This is a genomic window from Escherichia sp. AM3 (genome assembly GCF_032029835.1).
Taxonomy (GTDB): domain Bacteria; phylum Pseudomonadota; class Gammaproteobacteria; order Enterobacterales; family Enterobacteriaceae; genus Escherichia; species Escherichia coli.
On the sequence record NZ_JAVUPQ010000049.1, the window covers coordinates 11345 to 33043 of the forward strand.

Annotated in this window: 20 protein-coding genes; 6 read left to right on the top strand and 14 right to left on the bottom strand. The window is 52.0% G+C overall.

The genetic code is table 11. From position 1 onward, the window contains the following. Nucleotides 1-105 precede the first annotated feature (105 nt). The 10 genes from recC to ygdT form a co-directional block, all read right to left on the bottom strand. The gene (gene recC / locus RTW80_RS16455; RefSeq protein ID WP_000946938.1) at nucleotides 106-3474 is read right to left on the bottom strand and encodes an exodeoxyribonuclease V subunit gamma; all 3369 of its coding nucleotides are present in this window, start codon (nucleotides 3472-3474) and stop codon (nucleotides 106-108) included. 12 nt (nucleotides 3475-3486) lie between these two features. Then, nucleotides 3487-3810 (bottom strand): prepilin-type N-terminal cleavage/methylation domain-containing protein, encoded by a 324-nt coding sequence (locus RTW80_RS16460; RefSeq protein WP_001276460.1) that lies wholly within the window; start codon nucleotides 3808-3810, stop codon nucleotides 3487-3489. Continuing rightward, nucleotides 3795-4202 (bottom strand): DUF2509 family protein, encoded by a 408-nt coding sequence (locus RTW80_RS16465; RefSeq protein ID WP_001078380.1) that lies wholly within the window; start codon nucleotides 4200-4202, stop codon nucleotides 3795-3797. Before RTW80_RS16465 ends, RTW80_RS16460 begins: the two co-directional genes overlap by 16 nt. Then, complete coding sequence (locus tag RTW80_RS16470; protein ID WP_001144315.1) at nucleotides 4199-4762, bottom strand: prepilin peptidase-dependent protein; 564 nt, start codon at nucleotides 4760-4762, stop codon at nucleotides 4199-4201. Before RTW80_RS16470 ends, RTW80_RS16465 begins: the two co-directional genes overlap by 4 nt. After that, nucleotides 4753-5223 carry a prepilin peptidase-dependent protein gene (locus RTW80_RS16475; RefSeq protein WP_000857051.1) on the bottom strand — a complete coding sequence of 157 codons (471 nt, stop codon included), beginning with the start codon at nucleotides 5221-5223 and terminating at the stop codon, nucleotides 4753-4755. The genes RTW80_RS16470 and RTW80_RS16475 overlap by 10 nt, the downstream gene beginning before the upstream one ends. A gap of 184 nt (nucleotides 5224-5407) precedes the next feature. After that, nucleotides 5408-6202 carry a thymidylate synthase gene (gene thyA, locus RTW80_RS16480; protein WP_000816241.1) on the bottom strand — a complete coding sequence of 265 codons (795 nt, stop codon included), beginning with the start codon at nucleotides 6200-6202 and terminating at the stop codon, nucleotides 5408-5410. A 6-nt stretch (nucleotides 6203-6208) separates the two neighbouring features. Further along, a complete protein-coding gene (lgt, locus tag RTW80_RS16485) occupies nucleotides 6209-7084 on the bottom strand; it encodes a prolipoprotein diacylglyceryl transferase (RefSeq protein WP_000204658.1) in 876 nt (291 codons plus the stop codon). A 150-nt stretch (nucleotides 7085-7234) separates the two neighbouring features. Next, nucleotides 7235-9481: a phosphoenolpyruvate--protein phosphotransferase gene (ptsP, locus tag RTW80_RS16490; RefSeq protein WP_000957914.1), complete on the bottom strand. Its 2247-nt coding sequence runs from the start codon at nucleotides 9479-9481 to the stop codon at nucleotides 7235-7237. Between the two features lie 12 nt (nucleotides 9482-9493). Beyond that, entirely contained in the window at nucleotides 9494-10024 is a 531-nt protein-coding gene (rppH, locus tag RTW80_RS16495; RefSeq protein ID WP_000564489.1) for an RNA pyrophosphohydrolase, read from the bottom strand. A gap of 352 nt (nucleotides 10025-10376) precedes the next feature. Further along, entirely contained in the window at nucleotides 10377-10523 is a 147-nt protein-coding gene (gene ygdT, locus RTW80_RS16500) for a protein YgdT (RefSeq protein WP_000953278.1), read from the bottom strand. A gap of 185 nt (nucleotides 10524-10708) precedes the next feature. Between ygdT and mutH the strand changes: the two genes are divergently transcribed. From mutH to RTW80_RS16520, 4 genes are all read left to right on the top strand, one after another. Then, entirely contained in the window at nucleotides 10709-11398 is a 690-nt protein-coding gene (mutH, locus tag RTW80_RS16505) for a DNA mismatch repair endonuclease MutH (protein ID WP_000082201.1), read from the top strand. Between the two features lie 68 nt (nucleotides 11399-11466). Beyond that, nucleotides 11467-12180, top strand: a complete 714-nt coding sequence (locus tag RTW80_RS16510; protein WP_000895624.1) for a TerC family protein — start codon at nucleotides 11467-11469, stop codon at nucleotides 12178-12180. A gap of 137 nt (nucleotides 12181-12317) precedes the next feature. Then, nucleotides 12318-12536, top strand: a complete 219-nt coding sequence (gene ygdR, locus RTW80_RS16515; protein ID WP_000758655.1) for a lipoprotein YgdR — start codon at nucleotides 12318-12320, stop codon at nucleotides 12534-12536. A 107-nt stretch (nucleotides 12537-12643) separates the two neighbouring features. Next, the gene (locus RTW80_RS16520) at nucleotides 12644-13684 is read left to right on the top strand and encodes an NADP(H)-dependent aldo-keto reductase (protein WP_001199299.1); all 1041 of its coding nucleotides are present in this window, start codon (nucleotides 12644-12646) and stop codon (nucleotides 13682-13684) included. A 31-nt stretch (nucleotides 13685-13715) separates the two neighbouring features. Here RTW80_RS16520 and lplT read toward each other — a convergent pair whose 3' ends face one another. Then, nucleotides 13716-14909, bottom strand: coding sequence for a lysophospholipid transporter LplT (lplT, locus tag RTW80_RS16525; protein WP_000004610.1), 1194 nt, complete (start codon nucleotides 14907-14909; stop codon nucleotides 13716-13718). Continuing rightward, nucleotides 14902-17061 carry a bifunctional acyl-ACP--phospholipid O-acyltransferase/long-chain-fatty-acid--ACP ligase gene (gene aas / locus RTW80_RS16530; RefSeq protein WP_000899049.1) on the bottom strand — a complete coding sequence of 720 codons (2160 nt, stop codon included), beginning with the start codon at nucleotides 17059-17061 and terminating at the stop codon, nucleotides 14902-14904. The genes lplT and aas overlap by 8 nt, the downstream gene beginning before the upstream one ends. 585 nt (nucleotides 17062-17646) lie before the next feature. Between aas and galR the strand changes: the two genes are divergently transcribed. Continuing rightward, nucleotides 17647-18678 carry an HTH-type transcriptional regulator GalR gene (gene galR / locus RTW80_RS16535; RefSeq protein ID WP_000201048.1) on the top strand — a complete coding sequence of 344 codons (1032 nt, stop codon included), beginning with the start codon at nucleotides 17647-17649 and terminating at the stop codon, nucleotides 18676-18678. A gap of 6 nt (nucleotides 18679-18684) precedes the next feature. Here the strand turns inward: galR and lysA are convergent, their stop codons facing one another. Continuing rightward, entirely contained in the window at nucleotides 18685-19947 is a 1263-nt protein-coding gene (lysA, locus tag RTW80_RS16540; RefSeq protein ID WP_032247831.1) for a diaminopimelate decarboxylase, read from the bottom strand. Nucleotides 19948-20068: 121 nt separating this feature from the next. Here lysA and lysR point away from each other — a divergent pair, with 121 nt between their 5' ends. Continuing rightward, a complete protein-coding gene (lysR, locus tag RTW80_RS16545; protein ID WP_000741828.1) occupies nucleotides 20069-21004 on the top strand; it encodes a DNA-binding transcriptional regulator LysR in 936 nt (311 codons plus the stop codon). Here the strand turns inward: lysR and ygeA are convergent. Next, nucleotides 20991-21632, bottom strand: coding sequence for an amino acid racemase (gene ygeA / locus RTW80_RS16550; protein ID WP_063119265.1), 642 nt, complete (start codon nucleotides 21630-21632; stop codon nucleotides 20991-20993). The two genes, lysR and ygeA, sit on opposite strands and share 14 nt — an antisense overlap. Nucleotides 21633-21699: the final 67 nt, after the last annotated feature.

Consider the following 21699-nt stretch of genomic DNA (forward strand, 5'->3'; position numbering starts at 1 on the left):
TTAATCTTGTGCTGCACGAGTCAGCCTATGTTTATATAACCATCAGTCCGTGACTGGTGCGCATCATAAAGTAAGCGGATAGATTGCGCAATTTTTATACAGCACTCATGACTGATTAAAGCGAAACAGCGGTAACAGGAAACGTTGCGACTGTTCAACGATGGCCTCCATTGTCTCTGGTGTTAATTGCCGCCAGAGCCTTTGATACCAGATATCATCACCTTCGCCACGCACCATCATGTTGCCTTCGTAAGCCTGAAGGAATTTCGTACGGGCTTTTTGCAACGTGGAATCGTCATCCAGCATGGCATCGTTTTGCGCGTCATAACAGGTTTTTAGCCACGCGCCGCCACTTTCAGGTAACACCAGCAATGGCGCGGACATTCCTTCACGATACCCCTCAATCAGTTGTGAGAGGTAATGCAAAGCCTGTTCGGCTGCAAGCGGCGGAAAACGCCACTCACCGTCTTTGCGTAGAAAAAGGCGACTTTCGCCATTACCACCGCTGGCACAGTAGACAAGGTGTTCCAGCCAAAGTTGCATTCCCTGCGCCACACTTAATAAAGAGGGACGCCAGCGCAACAGGCCATCCGGCTGCACCTGCGGCAACCAGCCAGTTATCTGCACACCGTTGCAGGCGAGATCAATTTCCATACTCTGCCCCGGCTGGCGACAGGCAATGACTCTGTCGGCAAGCTGCTGCATCTCCTGGCACTGTGTTTCCCAGAAAATTTCACCAAAAGCGCCATACGGTAAATCCCCTGCCGCCCGGAAGCGGCGGAACAAGCGTTCGGCATCATCCTGCTCAACCAGTGCATTCAATAACTGCTGATTGATTTGATAACGGCTAAGTCCTTCCAGAATAAATGGCTCGGTGTCTGGGATTTCGCTGTCTTCAGTACGGAAGTTCACCTGCAAACGCATCTGGAAGAACGCCCGCACCGGATGTGCCCAGAATCGTTGTAGCGTTTCCAGCGGCACGGTTTCCGGTAAGGTAAACGGCAGCGGCTGAACAAATTCAGAATGTGCTTTACCAGCCTGGCTGGCCGCAGGTAGCCATTCACGAGCATAGCTTTGTCGTTCGCCTGGCTGGTAGTTTTGTGGATCAAACGGCATCCGGGTATGGAGGCAAGTAAGATGCGCTTTTACCCTTGCCTCGCTTTCATCACAGTTGAGCGCTTCATCGCCCGGTAGATAATGACTTTGCCCGATGTAGTCGATCAGTTCCTGCACCAGTACCGACGGGAAACGTTCACTGTTATCCTGAATGGAACGCCCGATATAGCTGATATAGAGTTTTTGCTGCGCGGAAATTAACGCTTCCAGGAACAGGTAGCGGTCGTCATCGCGACGGCTACGGTCGCCACGCTTCGGTTTCTGGCTCATCAGGTCAAAGCCCAATGGCGCAAGCTGACGTGGATAAACGCCGTCGTTCATTCCCAGCAGGCAAACCACTTTGAACGGAATTGAACGCATTGGCATCAGAGTACAAATGTTAACCGGTCCGGCGAGAAAACGCTGGCTGATACGTTCTTGATCCAGACGCTGCGCCAGTTCATCACGCAATAGTGACAGCGGCACCGCGTCGCCATACTGCGCACCTAAACCTTCGGCGATAATCGCCTGCCATTGTTGTTCGATCAGCGTCATCGCCGCTTCGGTTTCCGCATCCGGCAGGAAGAAGGCGTTGAGCATATCGCGACAAACCGGCAACCACTCTTCTAGCGGACGCTCCTGTGCCAGCCCGCGACGCCAGATGTTTAGCTGCATTAGCAGTGAAGCCAGATGCCCCACCAGTTCTGCAATTAAGCCGCTCGATTCATCATAAGGTAGAACCGATTGCCACTCGCCCTGCGCGCTCTCCATCGCGTAGCCCAACAACATACGCGTCAGGCCAAATCGCCAGGTGTGTTGTCCGGTGGCGGGGAGTTCCAGCTCGCGAACGTTGTCGTCATCTATGCCCCAACGAATGCCGGATTCGTTGACCCACTGGCGTAAATAACGCAGCCCTTCTTCGGTGATGTCAAACCGCGCCGCCAGCACCGGCACATCCAGCAACGCCAGCACATCCTCTGACACAAAACGACTGTCAGGCAGTGATAACAGGCTGATAAACGCTTCCAGTACCGGATGTGACTGCCGCGCACGACGGTCGGAAATGGCGTAAGGTAGGTAACGATCCGCAGGTGCGCTACCAAACACAGCCTGAATAAACGGACTGTAGCTGTCGATATCAGCCACCATCACGATGATGTCGCGCGGAGTAAGTGTCGGGTCTTCCTCCAGCATCGCCAGCAGGCGATCGTGTAAAACTTCAACTTCACGCTGCGGGCTATGGCAAACGTGGAAGGTGATACTGCTATCCAGTGGATCAAGCGGGCGTTTGTTATCGCTACGGGAAAACTCTTCGATGTTCACACCAGCAACGGCGCGGTTTTCCAGTTCCAGAATGTCAGACTGAATGTTATGCAGCAGGTTATCTGGCGTGACATCGACAAAGGCGTCCAGCTCCTGGCTGCTCTCCAGGTCAGAAAGGAGATAAATGTAGTCGCGCCCAAGCTTACCCCATGAAGCCAGCAGCGGGTTGCCGACATCCTGTTCACCATCGCTGTTAAAGAGCTGCCCGGCATTTTCGCTATCACGAAATAGCGGCAATTCGCGATCTTCAAAACTGTGTCGACGCTGACGGGTCAGCAGTTTCGCCAGATAAGCAGGATCTTTAATATCGCCCCAGTAATAACGGCAGGGGTTGGTAAACAGGAGATGGATTTCAATATGTTTACCCAGCGCCTGTAGCGCCTGGAGATAAACAGGCGGTAACGCGGAAATACCGCATATAAAGACGCGCGAAGGTAACCCCGGCGGGCAGGTCGTCGCGGACTCCAGCGTTTCGATAAAGCGCTGATAGAGATTGGCGCGGTGCCAGCGCGGTTGCCCGAGTTGATGGGTATATTCCACCAGCGCCTTCCACAACGGGGCTTGCCAGGCCTGTGCTTCTCCCAGCCCTTCAACCAAATGTCCTGTTTCCCACTGTGCCAGCCAGTCCGGACGATAGACCAGATACTGGTCAAACAGGTCCGCCGCTTTTGAGGAAAGCTGGAACAGTTTTCGCTTGTCGCTATCGTCAGTCAGATAATGCCGCAACAGGGTAAAGTCTTCGCGCTCCAGCAATTGCGGCAGCAGAGTCATCAGTTTCCAGCTCATGCTCTGTTTGTTAAAGGCGCTCTCTTTGGGGATTTCCGGTAACACCCGGACGAACATATCCCAGATAAAGCTCGCTGGCAGCGGAAAATCAATGTTTGCCGCAATACCAAACTTTTGCGACAGGGTCATTTGCAGCCACTGTGCCATACCGGTACTTTGCACCAGAATCATCTCTGGTTCGAAAGGATCGTCCAGCCGTTCGCGTTCGACAATAAACTCCATCAACGCTTCCAGCACGTCCAGACGATTGGAATGGTAGACCCTTAACATAGCGGCTCCTGACTACTGACGATTCGGGCAATGCAGGCGGGTCATCTCGCCTTCTCTGCCCCCGGGTGAAACTAGCGTAACGCTGATGCTGACACATCCCGCCTGCGATGTCTGCATTCGGTTGACCTGCCAGTTGGCAGGTGGCGAAATCGCGCGCAGTTGCGTTTGCTGCCAGCCATGCCGCCAGAGCTGTTGGTACTGGTTTCTGCTGGCAAGACTGTTCATTAATGTTCGCTGGAAACCCGATAACGCAGTGACAATCATCACCATCAACACCATCGCCAACATTACCTCCGGCAGGCTAAAGCCTTGTTGATTCTTCAGGGAAGCTGACATAACGCCCTCTCTTTCAGCGGACAAAAATCGCTCCAGCCGCGTGGCGAAAAAACAATGTTTCCATCAATGACTTCGCCTGTTCGCCACAACGAAACGCCTTCATAACCGGCAATCAATAAGGCTTCATTATCTGCCAGTAAACGCAAACAAACCTGGGCATCGGTTTCAGCGTACTGCGAGCACTGAACTGCTGGCTGCGTCTGCCAGGAGTGCATTTTTCCCCACGCCAGCGCCGACTGAACGATGGCCTGGCGGCGCAATGACTGACTTTCCATGCTCACGCGAGAGGCAAAACTGCGATCCTGTTGGCTCATTCCTTGTAATAGCAAACTACCCAAAACCAGCAGCATCAGGACCAGAGCCAGTGACGAAACACCCTTTTCGCGGTTCACAGGTTGAATCCTGTCACGCTATAGCTGGCATTCACCACGGTTTGCGGTTCAGACTTACTGGCAGCACGCATATTAACCGTCAACACCGGCGAGAAGCCGCTGACATCCTGACGTACGACCTGAAAAGTGTCGATAATGATGGCATCCGGATTAGTGACTTTATCCCAGCCCTTACCTTCACAGGATGTCGCACCGCGTAGCGTTTCCAGCACATGCTCCTTCAGACGAAATCCAATCTGGTCGGACTCTTTTACCGGTTCGCGATCCCAGATACCGTTACTGTTCGCATCCCACTGCACAATGACACAGTCACCCTGTCCGACAATTTCCAGCCCTTCGCCGGTACAGATGCCATGACAATAACCCGCCCTCTGGAGATGCTTCGCGACGGTAAATACCCGCAGCCAGATTTCATCTTCCAGCGCCAGCTTACGGGTGCTCGTTAAACTTTCACGCTGTAACGCAGGCAGAAAGCGTGCCGCCCCCAGCAACAATACGCTACTGATCGCCATAGCAATCAACACTTCCAGCAGAGAAAAACCTTGCTCTTTTACAGGCATCCTTCTGTTTCTCCTTGCTGACAAAGCCGGAGTCTTCCCCACGGCGAAACCACCAGCCACCACTCGCCCGTTGAGTTTTTGAAGCGAATATGCCCGGCCCATGCGGTATTGCGCAGGCCAAAGAAAGCAAGCGAAGGTGTCAGGTCGCTCATTTCGACTTCGGGCCAGCGTGGCACAAAGACCAATGGTGAACTGCCATGACAGGTATTGGCCCCAGCAGCGGAACTCACAAGGCACCATAACGTCCCCTCCCTGATAACGCTGATACTGTGGTCGCGGTTATGCCAGTTGGCATCTTCACGTAAATAGAGCAAATAGTCCCGCGCCTGGCTGGCGGTTTGCCATAGCCGTTGCGACTGCTGCCAGTATTGCCAGCCATAGAGTCCACTTGCGCTTAGCATGACCAAAATCAGCATCGCGACCAGCGTTTCAATCAGCGTATAACCACGTTGTGTTTTCATGCCGGCAGTATGGAGCGAGGAGAAAAAAAGACGAGGGCCAGTTTCTATTTCTTCGGCGCATCTTCCGGACTATTTACGCCGTTGCAGGACGTTGCAAAATTTCGGGAAGGCGTCTCGAAGAATTTAACGGAGGGTAAAAAAAACCGACGCACACTGGCGTCGGCTCTGGCAGGATGTTTCGTAATTAGATAGCCACCGGCGCTTTAATGCCCGGATGCGGATCGTAGCCTTCAATCTCAAAGTCTTCGAAACGGTAGTCGAAGATGGATTCGGGTTTACGTTTGATAATCAACTTCGGCAGCGGACGCGGTTCGCGGCTTAATTGCAGATGAGTTTGATCCATATGGTTGCTGTACAGATGCGTGTCGCCACCGGTCCAGACAAAATCACCCACTTCCAGATCGCACTGCTGCGCCATCATATGCACCAATAACGCGTAGCTGGCAATGTTGAACGGCAGGCCGAGGAAGACGTCACAGGAGCGCTGATAAAGCTGGCAAGAGAGTTTGCCGTCTGCCACATAGAACTGGAAGAATGCATGGCACGGTGCCAGCGCCATTTTATCCAGTTCGCCTACGTTCCACGCTGAAACAATAATGCGGCGCGAATCCGGGTCGTTTTTCAGCTGGTTCAGTACCGTAGTAATCTGGTCAATATGACGACCATCTGGCGTTGGCCAGGCGCGCCACTGTTTACCATACACTGGCCCGAGGTCGCCATTTTCATCGGCCCATTCGTCCCAGATGGTGACATTGTTTTCGTGTAGATAAGCAATGTTAGTATTGCCCTGCAGGAACCACAGCAGTTCGTGGATGATGGAACGCAGGTGGCAACGTTTGGTTGTCACCAGCGGGAATCCATCCTGCAGGTTAAAACGCATCTGATGACCAAAAATGGAAAGCGTTCCGGTTCCGGTACGGTCGTTTTTCTGTGTGCCTTCGTCGAGCACTTTTTGCATCAGTTCTAAATACTGTTTCATGGTTCCTCAGGAAACGTGTTGCTGTGGGCTGCGACGATATGCCCAGACCATCATGATCACACCCGCGACAATCATCGGGATGGAAAGAATTTGTCCCATGCTGATGTACTGCACCCAGGCACCAGTAAACTGCGCGTCGGGCTGGCGGAAAAACTCAACAATGATGCGAAACGCGCCGTAACCAATCAGGAACAAACCTGAGACAGCTCCCATTGGGCGCGGTTTACGAATATACAGGTTGAGGATAATAAACAGCACTACACCTTCCAGCAACAGCTCGTAAAGCTGTGATGGGTGGCGCGGCAGCACACCGTAAGTATCGAAAATGGATTGCCACTGCGGGTTGGTTTGCAGCAGCAAAATATCTTCTGTACGGGAGCCAGGGAACAGCATGGCAAACGGGAAGTTCGGGTCAACGCGGCCCCACAATTCACCGTTAATAAAGTTGCCCAGACGCCCGGCACCAAGACCAAACGGAATGAGTGGTGCGATAAAATCAGAGACCTGGAAGAAGGAACGTTTAGTACGGCGGGCGAAGATAATCATCACCACGATAACGCCAATCAGGCCGCCGTGGAAAGACATGCCGCCGTCCCAGACACGGAACAGATACAGCGGATCGGCCATAAACTGCGGGAAATTGTAGAACAGAACATAACCAATACGTCCCCCGAGGAAGACGCCGAGGAAGCCCGCATAGAGTAAGTTTTCAACTTCATTTTTGGTCCAGCCGCTGCCCGGACGATTAGCCCGTCGTGTTGCCAGCCACATTGCAAAAATGAAACCCACCAGATACATCAGGCCGTACCAGTGAAGCGCCACGGGTCCTATTGAGAAAATGACCGGATCAAACTCCGGAAAATGCAGATAGCTACTGGTCATCTGTCACCACAAGTTCTTGTTATTTCGCTGAAAGAGAACAGCGATTGAAATGCGCGCCGCAGGTTTCAGGCGCTCCAAAGGTGCGAATAATAGCACAAGGGGACCTGGCTGGTTGCCGGATACCGTTAAAAGATATGTATATGATCCGCGCTATAACCCTCCGCGAATCAGCCCGCCCATGCCGCGACGCTCCATAAAGGCTGCAACCTGATGGCGAACTTCGGTCGCCAGTTGCGCTTCCAGACTACGCTGCGCAAGATTTTCTGCTTCGGCATAATCAATGCGCCGCAGCAGGTATTTTACCCGCGCTACAGAACGTCCGTTCATAGACAGATGGCGATACCCAAGCCCAATGAGGATTGCCACGCACATGGGATCGCCCGCCATTTCACCGCACAAACGGAGATCGATTCCATGTATTTCCGCTTCCCGGGCGATCATCGCCAGAGCTCGTAACATTGCAGGATGAAGACTGTCATAAATGTTCGCCACCCGGGTATTGTTGCGATCAACGGCCAGAATGTATTGAGTCAGATCGTTGGTGCCAACAGAGATGAAATCGACCCGCTTTGCCAGATGCGGCAGCATAAATACCATTGACGGCACTTCCAGCATGATGCCGATACGTGGTTTGGGAATTTCGTAACCGATCATCTCCTCGACTTCACGTCCGGCACGTTCAATCAGGCGGCGTGCTTCATCAACTTCATCGAGGCTTGTGACCATCGGCAACAGAATATTCAGGTTGCCCGTAGCGGCATTAGCACGCAGCATCGCCCGCACCTGGATCAAGAAGATCTCCGGCTGATCGAGCGTAATGCGAATCCCACGCCAACCCAGGCATGGATTCTCTTCGCTGATCGGCATGTAAGGCAGCTGCTTATCTGCTCCGACATCCAGCGTACGCAAGGTGACGGGTTTATCATTGAACATTTGCAGCATCCCCTGATACTGCGCCACCTGTTCTTCTTCCGACGGGAAACCACTTTGCAGCATGAATGGGATTTCAGTGCGATAAAGACCGATGCCATCAATACGGCTGCCCAGTTTTTCTTCATGTTCCGGGCTTAAACCAGCATTGAGCATGACTTTTATACGCTCACCGCTTTTTAACTGCGCGGGTAAATTGACGTCATCTTCCGCCAGACGGCTAAGCTCAATCTCTTCACTAATTAGCCGCTGATATTCTTGCAGCAGTACCGGCTCCGGATCGACCAGCAATTCACCGCGATAGCCATCAACGATCAGCGTCCTACGATGCAGCACCGAAGGCTGAATATCCGCGCCCATCACGGTAGGGATCCCCAGCGCACGTACCATGATCGCAGCATGGGAGTTGGCTGCGCCATCTCGCACGACAACACCGACTAAGCGATCCTGGGGCAGCTCAGCAAGAGTTGTCGCTGACAGTTCATCTGCCACCAGAATGAAACGTTCCGGCCAGGCGTTCGGCCCTTGATTAGCGTCATCAAGATGAAACAGCAATCGCTGACCCAGCGCACGTAAATCGCCAGCCCGCTCTTTGAGATAGTTATCGCTTAGCGCGGCAAACTGTTCGGCAAATTTTTCAATGACCGTTTTTACCGCCCACTCTGCCACCGAGCCTTTATCAACCTCGGCAAACAATTCGCGACGCAGCCGGGTGTCCGAAAGCAGGTGCGAGTAAAGATCGAAAATAGCCGCCGTTTCTTTTTGTGCACCGGCGGCAAAGCGTTTGCTGTAGCGGCGAAACTCGTTTGCCGCTTCTTCCAGCGCCCCGGTCAGTCGTTCGCGTTCCAGAGCCGGATCCAGCGTTGATGCCTGATACACCTGTTCCATTAAAGGTAACGTGGCATCCTGCCAGCCTTCGGCAATCGCCACACCAGGTGCTGCCGGTAATGCGCGGATTCGCGTCTGGCGATATTGCCCAAACAAGGCAGTCAACTGCGACTGAGAAAGAATAGCTGCCATCTGGGTGGCAAGCGTCACCAGGAAGGATTCTTCACTTTCGTCATACTGGCGCAACTCTCGTTGCTGTACCACCAGTACACCAAGCAACTGGCGACGTTGAATAATTGGTACGCCTAAAAACGCGCGGAAACGTTCTTCTTTTACGGAGGGGATGTATTTGAAGCTGGGGTGCTTTTGCGCATCTGCAAGGTTTATCGGTTCCGCCAGCCTGCCAACCAGGCCGACGATCCCTTCATCAAACGCGAGCGTTACAGTGCGACCGCGTGGTTTTTTCAGCCCCCGGGTCGCCATCAGGTAGTAACAACGTCGATCATGATCGGCCAGGTAGACCGAACAGACCTCGGTATCCATCGCAAGACAGATGTCGGTAACCAGAATATTTAACGCCTCATTCAGGCGTGGTGCGCTGGCTACCTTTTCGACTATTTCGCGCAGGCGAGTGAGCATAATTGGCGTGACTTAACCTCTTTTACGTCGATAAGCAGATGCGTTTTGTGGTTTTGGCGTATTTTCCTGCAGTGACATCACCACACTCGCGAACTCTTTCATTACCCTACGGTAGACATCACGTTTAAATGACACCACCTGTCTGACCGGATACCAGTAACTTACCCATCGCCAGCCGTCAAACTCTGGTGTACTGCTGGTTTGCATATTGATTTCTGCATCGCCGCTCACCAGCTGCAAGAGAAACCATTTTTGTTTTTGGCCGATACAAACCGGCTTCGTGTCCCAACGCACCAAACGTTTCGGTAATTTGTAGCGCAACCAGTTACGCGTTGAAGCAAGGATTCGAACGTCTTTGCGGCTTAATCCTACTTCTTCAAACAATTCACGGTACATCGCCTGCTCTGCGGATTCTCCGGGGTTGATTCCGCCTTGCGGAAATTGCCAGGAGTGCTGACCAAATCGCCGGGCCCACATTACCTGCCCCTGGCGATTACAAATCACGATACCTACGTTTGGGCGGTAGCCATCGTCATCAATCACCGGACTACCTCAAAATAAAGCTTTATATACGAATGATTGTTTCATACTCCAGGAAGACGGTAAACCACTCTCTGCAGGGCATTACACACTAATAACAATTGAATAACTCACAGTTATGTGCAGAGTTATAAACAGAGGAAGGGGTGGATAGCCGTTTTTATTCACCTTTTCTGTGGATAGAGTTGTGAAGAACTACGGAATTACTACGGGAAAACCCGGAGCATTCTGAATAAGCCCGATATAGACATTTTAAAATATTCATTATTAGTCAATGCATTACATGTAATTTGAGTAATGAAAAAGAGTAATTCGTGACCCAGGTCACACCTCTCATTTACGGGTTGACGAAAGATCAACCAATGCCGTATTTATCCACAGAATGTGCCACTAAGTTAAGCACTGAACCACTAAAAACTGGAGTTTCGTCGCACGTCAAGGCTGTAAATGGAAACAGTAGTGGAGGTTTTTCACAGTTATCCCAGCTTTCTGTGGATAACATGGTGTAAGATCCTGTTTATTTTCAGTGACCAGATTTGGAAAACCCGTTGCAGTGTTGCGCAACTCGATTACCGGCAACCTAAAAAGCAATATAAATCAGAGAATTGAACAACGCATGTGGAAAAAGTTACACTGCGAATATTCGGCACATAATTGCTGTTTGTTTTTTAACCAAGGTATCATGACATGTCCCAACCTCGCCCACTGCTCTCTCCTCCCGAAACTGAAGAACAGTTGTTAGCGCAAGCACAGCAACTTTCTGGTTATACATTGGGAGAACTGGCGGCACTTGTCGGGCTGGTTACGCCAGAGAATTTAAAACGCGATAAAGGCTGGATTGGCGTGTTACTGGAGATCTGGCTAGGTGCCAGCGCAGGGAGTAAACCTGAGCAAGATTTTGCTGCTCTGGGCGTGGAACTTAAAACTATCCCTGTGGATAGTCTTGGTCGTCCGCTGGAAACAACATTCGTTTGTGTTGCCCCGTTAACGGGCAATAGCGGGGTGACCTGGGAAACCAGCCACGTGCGCCACAAACTCAAACGCGTACTGTGGATACCGGTTGAAGGCGAGCGCAGCATCCCGCTGGCGCAGCGTCGCGTTGGATCACCGTTGCTGTGGAGCCCGAATGAAGAGGAAGACCGGCAGCTACGCGAAGACTGGGAAGAATTAATGGATATGATTGTTCTCGGTCAGGTTGAGCGGATTACCGCTCGTCACGGGGAGTATTTACAGATACGACCGAAAGCAGCGAATGCGAAAGCGCTTACCGAAGCCATTGGTGCCCGGGGCGAACGGATTCTGACGCTGCCACGCGGCTTTTATTTGAAGAAGAATTTCACCAGTGCGCTACTGGCCCGTCATTTTCTGATCCAGTAGCCATCGCTTTGACCTGCCGCTTTCCGGGCATATAATTACCGCTTCATTTTTTTGGCAGGGCTTTTTAGATGTTATTTGCATGGATAACCGATCCTAACGCCTGGCTTGCGCTCGGTACGCTGACGCTGCTGGAGATCGTTCTTGGGATCGACAATATTATTTTCCTTTCTCTGGTGGTGGCAAAGCTTCCCACAGCACAACGTGCTCATGCGCGCCGTCTGGGGTTGGCGGGAGCCATGGTTATGCGTCTGGCGCTGCTGGCATCAATCGCCTGGGTTACGCGCCTGACAAATCCGCTTTTTACAATATTCAGTCAGGAAATTTCTGCCCGTGATTTGATTCTGCTTCTGGGTGGCTTGTTCCTTATCTGGAAAGCCAGCAAGGAAATCCACGAATCCATTGAAGGTGAAGAAGAAGGGCTGAAAACACGCGTTTCATCATTCCTCGGCGCTATCGTGCAGATTATGCTGCTGGATATTATCTTTAGCCTCGACTCGGTGATTACGGCTGTGGGTCTGTCAGATCACCTGTTTATTATGATGGCAGCCGTGGTGATTGCCGTAGGCGTGATGATGTTCGCCGCGCGCTCGATTGGTGATTTTGTCGAACGCCATCCTTCGGTAAAAATGCTGGCGCTCTCTTTCCTGATTCTGGTGGGCTTTACCCTGATTCTGGAAAGTTTCGACATCCACGTACCGAAAGGTTACATCTACTTCGCGATGTTCTTCTCTATTGCGGTTGAAAGCCTCAACCTGATTCGCAACAAAAAGAATCCGCTCTGATACTCCGTACGCTCTCCTGCGGGAGGGCGTACTCACTCCTTTTACCCTCACAGTTTAAGATTTTCCTGCTTTCAAGATATATAACGTCGGTTTATAAACAGACTATTATCATAGGTAGGCCAAATGAGGATAACCGGATGAAAAAATGGGCAGTAATAATTTCTGCAGTCGGACTGGCGTTTGCTGTTTCCGGGTGTTCCAGTGATTACGTCATGGCGACCAAAGATGGCCGTATGATTTTGACCGATGGAAAACCTGAAATTGATGATGATACCGGGCTGGTGAGTTATCACGATCAGCAAGGTAACGCGATGCAAATTAACCGTGATGATGTTTCGCAAATTATTGAACGTTAACAAATAAGGTCAGCATCCGGCTGGCCTTAAGATTTTTCTCTTTCCCTTTTCCCTTCCCTCTGCCATTTTTATATTCCTTATGTCGTGATTATAAAAAGGAAACGGCTATGCAATATCACCGTATACCCCACAGTTCGCTGGAAGTCAGCACGCTGGGGCTTGGCACGATGACGTTTGGTGAACAAAACAGCGAAGCCGACGCCCACGCACAACTCGACTATGCCGTTGCTCAGGGCATTAACCTTATCGACGTTGCCGAAATGTACCCAGTACCTCCGCGCCCCGAAACGCAAGGGTTAACCGAAACCTACGTCGGCAACTGGCTGGCGAAACATGGCAGCCGCGAAAAGTTAATTATCGCCTCCAAAGTGAGCGGACCGTCGCGCAATAATGACAAGGGCATCCGCCCGGATCAGGCGCTGGATCGGAAGAATATCCGCGAAGCGCTGCATGACAGCCTCAAGCGCCTACAGACTGATTACCTCGATCTTTATCAGGTGCACTGGCCGCAGCGCCCAACCAACTGCTTTGGCAAACTCGGTTATAGCTGGACGGATTCTGCGCCTGCAGTTTCGCTGCTGGATACGCTGGACGCACTGGCAGAGTACCAACGCGCGGGAAAAATTCGTTATATCGGCGTGTCGAACGAAACTGCATTTGGCGTAATGCGCTACCTGCATCTGGCGGACAAACACGATCTGCCGCGTATTGTCACCATTCAGAACCCCTACAGTCTGTTAAACCGCAGTTTTGAAGTAGGTCTGGCAGAAGTCAGCCAGTATGAAGGGGTCGAACTGCTGGCCTATTCGTGCCTGGGTTTCGGTACGCTGACCGGGAAATATCTCAATGGTGCAAAACCCGCTGGCGCACGTAATACGCTCTTTAGTCGGTTCACCCGCTATAGCGGTGAGCAAACGCAAAAAGCCGTCGCGGCGTATGTTGATATTGCCAGACGTCATGGCCTGGACCCTGCTCAAATGGCGCTCGCATTTGTACGCCGTCAACCGTTTGTTGCCAGCACTCTGCTGGGCGCAACCACGATGGAGCAGTTGAAAACTAACGTCGAAAGTTTGCATCTGGAGTTAAGCGAAGACGTATTAGCTGAAATTGAAGCTGTGCATCAGGTTTATACTTATCCGGCACCATAAGATTAACGCCGGTTAAAACCGGCGTTAAATATTAATGACGGCGCTGCCAGATCCACAGCGCCGTTATTGCCAGCGCAAACAGCGCACCAAAGCCAATGCCAATGGGCACGACCGGGATGCCTACCATTACCGCCAGCGAGTAAATGCCCAGCATCAACAACATGGCGCTGTTTTCGCCAAGGTTTTGTACTGCAATCGCATTCCCCGCCCCGACGCTTTTTTTACCCCGCTCCTGTAGCAACGCATTGAGCGGAACGACAAAAAAGCCCCCCAACACGCCAATCAGCATCAACAAGGCATAGGCTGGCAGCAGCTCGTGTTGCAGGGAGAAAATCAGTACCACCACGCCAATCAAAATCCCGGCTGGCATACAGCGTGACACGGTTTCCAGCGTAACCAGCTTCGCTGCCGCACCTGCGCCAACCACGATACCAATCGCTACCATCGCGTTGAGATAGGTCGGCGTAGCGTTATCGGTAATGCCCAGCGCCACCGGTACCCACAGCACCAACAGGAAACGCAGCGTGACACCCGCTCCCCAGAATAAACTGGTGCCCACCAGCGAAAAACGCGTTTCACCATTGCGCCATAGCGAGGTGCAGGCATTCAGGAAACTGCGGGTCATGTTGATGAGATTCCAGGACTGCCCCGGACGCGCCGCCGCCAGTTTGGGAATGTAGATATTGGCAACGACCGCACCACCGTAGGCCAGTGCGCATGCGGCCAGGGCGACGAGTACATGCCAGTCAGCCAGCACACCACCGGCTACGGAACCGAGTAAAATCGCCGCTATGGTAGAAGCTTCCATTAAACCGTTAGCTTTTACTAACTTACTACCCGTGGTTAATTCGCCGAGAATACCGTATTTCGCCGGTGAATAGGCTGCAGCACCAACACCCACCAGCGTATAGCCGAGAAACGGATTGATACCAAAGCAGATACTGGCTGCGCCCAGCAGCTTCAGGCCGTTGGCAAACATCATCACCCGGCCTTTGGCGAAGCTATCCGCCACCTGCCCGACAAACGGCGCAAAAAGAATGTAAGCACCTACAAACACCATTTGCAGGATGGGCTGGCTCCACTCCGGATAGAACTGCGCTTTCAGTAACGCCAGAGTGGCAAACAGTAGCGCGTTATCGCCAAACGCAGAGAGAAACTGCGCCACGATAACCGCTTTCATCCCCTTCGACCACAACGAAGTGTTAGTGTGCACTGACTCACTCATCGTGTTGTTCCGCTTCGTCTACCCAGCTTTTCAACGTGACAAAGTCAGGTTTGCCGCTGCCAAGTAATGGCATCTGTTTCAGATAGCGAATATCGCGCGGTACAGCAAGCTCCGGCACGCCGTGCTCGCGGGCATACTGTTGCAACTTATCGCGCGTCAGTTCGTTATCTGTGGTGAAAAGCACCAGTGCCTCGCCTTTGCTGGCATCGCTCTTAATCGCAGTGGCATGGACTTTATCTGGCGAAACACCAAGTGCCAGTTGTTCCACCATTTCCAGCGACACCATTTCGCCTGCAATTTTGGCAAAGCGTTTTGCGCGGCCCTGAATCTGCACAAAGCCCTGCTCGTCAAAACGCACAATATCGCCAGTGTCATACCAGCCGCGCTCCATTTCGCCGCGAACATTCTCGGCGGTGGGCACTTCCAGTACACCTGGCTTCTCCACCCGCAGATAGCCGTTCATTATGTTCGGCCCTTTCAGTTGCAGGCGTCCGCCCTCTTCGATACCAGGGACCGACAACAGGCGCGCATCCATTCCTGGTAGAATACGCCCTACCGTACCGGGTTTCGCCGCCATCGGTACGTTGATAGAAACGACAGGCGCGCATTCGGTCACACCGTAGCCTTCAAGGATGCGCAGGCCAAATTTATCCTGCCAAAGCTGTTTGGTACTTTCTTGTAGTTTTTCTGCGCCTGCCACCACATAGCGTAGACGATAGAAGTCATACGGGTTGGCGAAACGCGCGTAGTGACCGAGGAAAGTCGAAGTGCCGAACAACACGGTGCAACTGCGGTCATACACCAACTCCGGCACAATGCGGTAATGCAGCGGGCTTGGATAAAGGAACACTTCTGCACCTGTAAGCAGTGGCGTAAACAGGCCTACCGTCAGCCCAAAGGAGTGAAACAGCGGTAATGCCGACATAAAGCGATCGTTGGTGGTGAAGTCGGCAATCGTTTTAATCTGCTCGACGTTCGCCAGAATGCTTTTATGGCTATGGACGACGCCTTTTGGATGGCCTTCAGAGCCGGAGGTAAAAAGGATCAGCGCCTCTTCTTCCGGCTGCTGTTTAACCTGTGCCAGACGCGGCATCAGCAAATGAGCGAAGATCCATACTTTGTCGGCAGTGGTGACATCTGCTTTTAAATCTTCCAGATAGACCCAGCGCACCTGAGTAAGTTGCTCCGGCAGATGCCAGAGTTTGCCTTTATCGAGAAACTGGCGGGAAGTGAAGATGGTTTTGATTTCAGCCGCCGTAATAGCACTGGTCAGCCCTTTCACCCCGGCAGTGTAGTTCATCATTGCGGGAATGCGGCGACGGGCGATGGCCCCAAAAATCACTGCCGCACTGATGCCTGCATTGGGCAGCATTAAGCCGATGCGTTCGCCTTCAACACTGTATTTTTCAAGGATGCGTCCAACAAACAGCGTTTTCGTAAGCAATTTGCGATAGGAGTCTGGGGTAAAGTTGACGTCTTCGACACATTTCTTCCCGGCTCCGAAGCGGTACATTGCACTCAGTAAAGATTCGTACAGCGTTTCACGCGGGCGCACCGCCATTCGCGCTTCCATCATTATTTGATGCAGCATTTCGCCAGCGATTTTGCGACGGTCACGGGCACGCGGCGCATCCGGCATCGCCACCTGCGTTGGTGGCAAAATATGCAGAGTAATTTGCGGGAACAAGCGACGTTTAACCAGACCTTTCAGGCGGCTGAAGTGCGTAAGTTCCGCCCCTTCAATACGCACAGGAATAACCGTTGCACCAGACTTCGCCGCGACAAAACCCGCGCCATCGTAGATTTTCATCAGCGAGCCTGTAGTGGTGATGCGTCCTTCAGGGAAAATCACCACTGGTCGGCCCTGTTCCACCAGACGTACCAGATGTTTAATAGCCATAGGTTGCGTCGGGTCGAGAGGAACAAAGTCGATAAATGATTTCAGCCAACGCATATACCACTGTTGGCTTATTGAGGTGTAAACGGCAAACACTGGACGCACAGGTAAAAACAGTCCAAGCAAAATGCCATCAATAAAAGAGACGTGATTAGGCGTAATTAGAACGCGCTCGCCCTTCAGTGCCTGGGTGTCACCCGTAACGCGAACGCGATACAAAACACGGCACAAATTTCGAAAAAAGCTAAAAAGCATTCCAACTCCCTTTGCTCTGATTCAGTAAAAGCGAATGGAGGGAGATTACACGAGATAAAGAACGCGAGCGACAGTAAATTAGGTGCGAAAAAAAACCTGCGCATCCGCGCAGGTTGGTGCAAGAGACAGGGTACGAAGAGCGTACCGAATAATCTCACCAATCAATACCTCTGGGATCTTGATTGTGGTCTGCACGACGACTCTTCGCCAGCGAGAAAACGCAAAGGAATGAAGGGAAATGCAACGAGGTGTGTAAATTGTCGGTTACTGTTACAGATTGATGACCGGCCAAAAAAAACCTGCGCATCTGCGCAGGCTGGTGTAATTCATGTGCTCAACCCGAAGTTGACTTCACCTATCAATACCTCTGGGATCACCACTTTAGCAACCTGAAGCCAAACGCCACCAGCGGTCAATCGCAACAGCGTTTCGCAAAGTGTAACCAAAGGTTTGCAATCTCTTTTTTTGTCTTACTTATTTGCGTTTGGCTCACATTCCCACGATGAAAACACGCCACCCCTTGAACCAACGGGCGTTTTCCGTAACACTGAAAGAATGTAAGCGTTTACCCACTAAGGTATTTTCATGGCGACCATAAAGGATGTAGCCCGACTGGCAGGCGTTTCAGTCGCCACCGTTTCCCGCGTCATTAATAATTCACCTAAAGCCAGTGAAGCTTCCCGGCTGGCTGTGCATAGTGCAATGGAGTCTCTTAGCTATCACCCGAACGCCAACGCCCGTGCGCTGGCACAGCAGACCACTGAAACGGTCGGTCTGATCGTTGGTGATGTTTCCGATCCGTTTTTCGGTGCAATGGTGAAAGCGGTCGAACAGGTGGCTTATCACACCGGTAATTTCTTATTGATTGGCAACGGTTACCACAACGAACAAAAAGAGCGTCAGGCTATTGAGCAACTGATCCGCCATCGCTGTGCTGCGTTGGTCGTCCATGCCAAAATGATCCCGGATGCCGATTTAGCCTCATTAATGAAACAAATGCCCGGTATGGTGCTGATCAACCGTATCCTGCCTGGCTTTGAAAACCGTTGTATTGCTCTTGACGATCGTTACGGTGCCTGGCTGGCAACGCGTCATTTAATTCAGCAAGGTCATACCCGCATTGGTTATCTGTGCTCTAACCACTCTATTTCTGACGCCGAAGATCGTCTGCAAGGGTATTACGATGCCCTTGCTGAAAGTGGTATTGCGGCCAATGACCGGCTGGTGACATTTGGCGAACCAGACGAAAGCGGCGGCGAACAGGCAATGACCGAGCTTTTGGGACGAGGAAGAAATTTCACTGCGGTAGCCTGTTATAACGATTCAATGGCGGCGGGTGCGATGGGCGTTCTCAATGATAATGGTATTGATGTACCGGGTGAGATTTCGTTAATTGGCTTTGATGATGTGCTGGTGTCACGCTATGTGCGTCCGCGCCTGACCACCGTGCGTTACCCAATCGTGACGATGGCGACCCAGGCTGCCGAACTGGCTTTGGCGCTGGCGGATAATCGCCCTCTCCCGGAAATCACTAATGTCTTTAGTCCGACGCTGGTACGTCGTCATTCAGTGTCAACTCCGTCGCTGGAGGCAAGTCATCATGCAACCAGCGACTAACCGCAGTTAAAGCAATTCCAGCGCCAGTAATTCTTCGATGGTCTGGCGACGGCGAATCAACCGCGCCTGACCATTATCAAACAGAACTTCTGGTAACAGCGGACGGCTATTGTAGTTGGATGACATTGATGCGCCATATGCCCCTGTATCATGCAGTACCAGATAATCACCTGCCTTCACTTCCGGCAAGGCGCGGGTTTCAACATTTCCCCCTTCCTGCTGGGTAAAGACATCGCCCGATTCACATAACGGTCCGGCGACGACGGTTTCCACCGTTGGCGCGTGTTCCAGAGAACGACCATCAGCTGCCAGGGCACTGATATGGTGGTAACTACCGTACATTGCCGGGCGCATCAGATCGTTGAACCCGGCATCAACCAGCACAAAGTGGCGGCTCCCCATTTGTTTGACGCTCCGCACCTGAGTAATTAATACGCCAGACTGCGCTACCAGGAAGCGACCCGGTTCAATTTCCAGTTTCACAGGGTGGCCCAAATGGCGGGCGATTTGCTCACGCGCGGCATTCCACAGACCATAATAATGTTCGGTATCAACCGCCTCTTCACCCTGTTGATAAGGAACAGAAAGCCCACCGCCCGCAGAAATAGCCTGTAAATCCTGACCGAATTCGATGACCTGACACACCATAGCACCACACACCTGTTCCAGATGGGCATAATCAACGCCAGAACCAATGTGCATGTGAATGCCGACCAGCTGCAGATGATGACGTTGTATCACGTCCAGTGCGGCGGGCAGATCGGTGTACCAGATACCGTGCTTGCTGTTTTCGCCACCGGTATTGGTTTTTTGGCTATGTCCGTGACCAAACCCCGGATTAACGCGCAGCCATACCCGATGCCCTGGCGAAACCTGGCCCAGTTGGTCGAGCATATCAACAGAACCCGCATTCACCGGAATTTGCAATTCACTGACGCGTTCAAGCGTCGCCTGATCGATAACATCTGCCGTAAAAACAATATCATCGGGGTGCGTTTGCGGATTGTAACCCGCCGCCAACGCACGCTCTATTTCGCCTAACGAGACGGAATCCACTTTCACGCCCTGCTCACGCATTAAGCGCAAAATATGAATATTGGAACAGGCTTTCTGTGCAAAGCGCACCACATCAAACTGTTTCAGCGCTGCAATCTGCCGACGAATAATTTGCGCATCGTAGACCCACACCGGGCAGCCAAATTCAGCGGGCAAACGCAGCAGATTTTCGGCGGTGAGATCGGTATCGGTGCTGAACAGTGAATGTGGCATAACAAACTCCAGATAAGTGCTTTTTTATGATTACGCCACATCATAAAAAGAATAAAAAATATCGATTTATGTCGAGTCTATGCAAAAATGATATGGATTACCGGATTGCGAGAGAGCGCTAATGGCCGCCGTTAACTTACGTCATATTGAAATTTTTCATGCGGTAATGACCGCCGGAAGCCTGACTGAGGCGGCACACCTGCTACACACCTCACAGCCAACCGTCAGCCGCGAACTTGCGCGCTTTGAGAAGGTGATCGGGCTGAAATTGTTTGAGCGCGTACGTGGGCGATTACATCCTACCGTGCAAGGACTGCGTCTGTTTGAAGAAGTGCAACGATCCTGGTACGGACTGGATCGCATTGTCAGCGCCGCAGAAAGTCTGCGCGAGTTTCGCCAGGGAGAACTGTCTATTGCCTGCCTGCCGGTCTTTTCGCAATCTTTTTTACCGCAGCTCCTGCAACCCTTTCTGGCACGTTATCCCGATGTCAGCTTAAATATCGTGCCCCAGGAATCACCGCTACTTGAAGAGTGGCTCTCGGCCCAGCGTCATGATTTAGGACTCACTGAAACGCTCCATACGCCTGCGGGAACAGAACGTACCGAATTACTCTCTTTAGATGAAGTGTGTGTGTTACCTCCGGGTCATCCGCTGGCGGTAAAAAAGGTATTAACGCCGGATGATTTTCAGGGTGAGAACTACATCAGCCTTTCCCGTACTGACAGCTATCGCCAGTTGCTGGATCAGCTATTTACTGAACATCAGGTTAAACGACGCATGATCGTAGAAACCCACAGCGCCGCGTCAGTCTGCGCAATGGTACGGGCGGGGGTAGGTGTTTCGGTGGTTAACCCGCTCACCGCACTAGATTATGCGGCAAGCGGTTTAGTGGTGCGGCGGTTCAGTATTGCGGTTCCGTTCACCGTCAGCCTGATCCGCCCCCTGCACCGCCCGTCATCAGCGCTGGTTCAGGCGTTTAGTGGGCATTTACAAGCGGGGTTACCGAAACTGGTCACTTCTCTTGACGCTATTTTGTCGTCAGCTACGACAGCATAAAAGCGACAGCATCCTCGGCATGGATCGCCGCGGTATCAAACACAGGCAAAACACTGCGCTCTTCTGGCACCAGTAAACCAATTTCTGTGCAGCCAAAAATGACGCCCTGTGCGCCCTGTTCTGCAAGGCGAGCAATCACTTGCGCATAATAAGCGCGTGACGCTTCGGTAAATTGCCCCAGACACAGTTCTTCAAAAATAATCTGATTAATTTTCGCCCGTTCATCCACTTCAGGAATAAGACAATTGATGGAAAATTGTTCCGTCAGCCGCCCGCGATAAAAATCCTGTTCCATGGTGTAACGCGTACCCAGCAGCGCCACACGAGTCATTCCGGCCCCGGTAATTGCACGTCCGGTGGCATCCGCAATGTGTAAGAAAGGCAGAGTGCAACGTGACTCAATGGCATCCGCCACTTTATGCATCGTATTGGTACATAACACAATACCTTCTGCGCCCGCCCGCTGTAAGCCAAGCGCCGCCTCAGCCAGAATGTCCCCGGTTTTATCCCATTCCCCGCGACGCTGGCACTCTTCTATTTCATGAAAATCGACGCTATGTAGCAGCACTTGCGCAGAGTGAAGCCCACCAAGCCGCTGTTTAATGCCTTCATTTATCAAACGGGTGATGCTGCCAACTTACTGATTTAGTGTATGATGGTGTTTTTGAGGTGCTCCAGTGGCTTCTGTTTCTATC

What these genes read in the sequence shown, in the direction of transcription:
- lgt (WP_000204658.1), bottom strand. Translation starts at nt 7,084, where the DNA reads ATGACCAGTAGCTATCTGCATTTTCCGGAGTTTGATCCGGTCATTTTC.
- thyA (WP_000816241.1), bottom strand. Translation starts at nt 6,202, where the DNA reads ATGAAACAGTATTTAGAACTGATGCAAAAAGTGCTCGACGAAGGCACA.
- mutH (WP_000082201.1), top strand. Translation starts at nt 10,709, where the DNA reads ATGTCCCAACCTCGCCCACTGCTCTCTCCTCCCGAAACTGAAGAACAG.
- aas (WP_000899049.1), bottom strand. Translation starts at nt 17,061, where the DNA reads ATGCTTTTTAGCTTTTTTCGAAATTTGTGCCGTGTTTTGTATCGCGTT.
- lplT (WP_000004610.1), bottom strand. Translation starts at nt 14,909, where the DNA reads ATGAGTGAGTCAGTGCACACTAACACTTCGTTGTGGTCGAAGGGGATG.
- lysR (WP_000741828.1), top strand. Translation starts at nt 20,069, where the DNA reads ATGGCCGCCGTTAACTTACGTCATATTGAAATTTTTCATGCGGTAATG.
- RTW80_RS16510 (WP_000895624.1), top strand. Translation starts at nt 11,467, where the DNA reads ATGTTATTTGCATGGATAACCGATCCTAACGCCTGGCTTGCGCTCGGT.
- RTW80_RS16460 (WP_001276460.1), bottom strand. Translation starts at nt 3,810, where the DNA reads ATGTCAGCTTCCCTGAAGAATCAACAAGGCTTTAGCCTGCCGGAGGTA.
- RTW80_RS16520 (WP_001199299.1), top strand. Translation starts at nt 12,644, where the DNA reads ATGCAATATCACCGTATACCCCACAGTTCGCTGGAAGTCAGCACGCTG.
- ptsP (WP_000957914.1), bottom strand. Translation starts at nt 9,481, where the DNA reads ATGCTCACTCGCCTGCGCGAAATAGTCGAAAAGGTAGCCAGCGCACCA.
- recC (WP_000946938.1), bottom strand. Translation starts at nt 3,474, where the DNA reads ATGTTAAGGGTCTACCATTCCAATCGTCTGGACGTGCTGGAAGCGTTG.
- lysA (WP_032247831.1), bottom strand. Translation starts at nt 19,947, where the DNA reads ATGCCACATTCACTGTTCAGCACCGATACCGATCTCACCGCCGAAAAT.
- RTW80_RS16470 (WP_001144315.1), bottom strand. Translation starts at nt 4,762, where the DNA reads ATGCCTGTAAAAGAGCAAGGTTTTTCTCTGCTGGAAGTGTTGATTGCT.
- galR (WP_000201048.1), top strand. Translation starts at nt 17,647, where the DNA reads ATGGCGACCATAAAGGATGTAGCCCGACTGGCAGGCGTTTCAGTCGCC.
- ygdT (WP_000953278.1), bottom strand. Translation starts at nt 10,523, where the DNA reads ATGTTATCCACAGAAAGCTGGGATAACTGTGAAAAACCTCCACTACTG.
- ygdR (WP_000758655.1), top strand. Translation starts at nt 12,318, where the DNA reads ATGAAAAAATGGGCAGTAATAATTTCTGCAGTCGGACTGGCGTTTGCT.
- RTW80_RS16475 (WP_000857051.1), bottom strand. Translation starts at nt 5,223, where the DNA reads ATGAAAACACAACGTGGTTATACGCTGATTGAAACGCTGGTCGCGATG.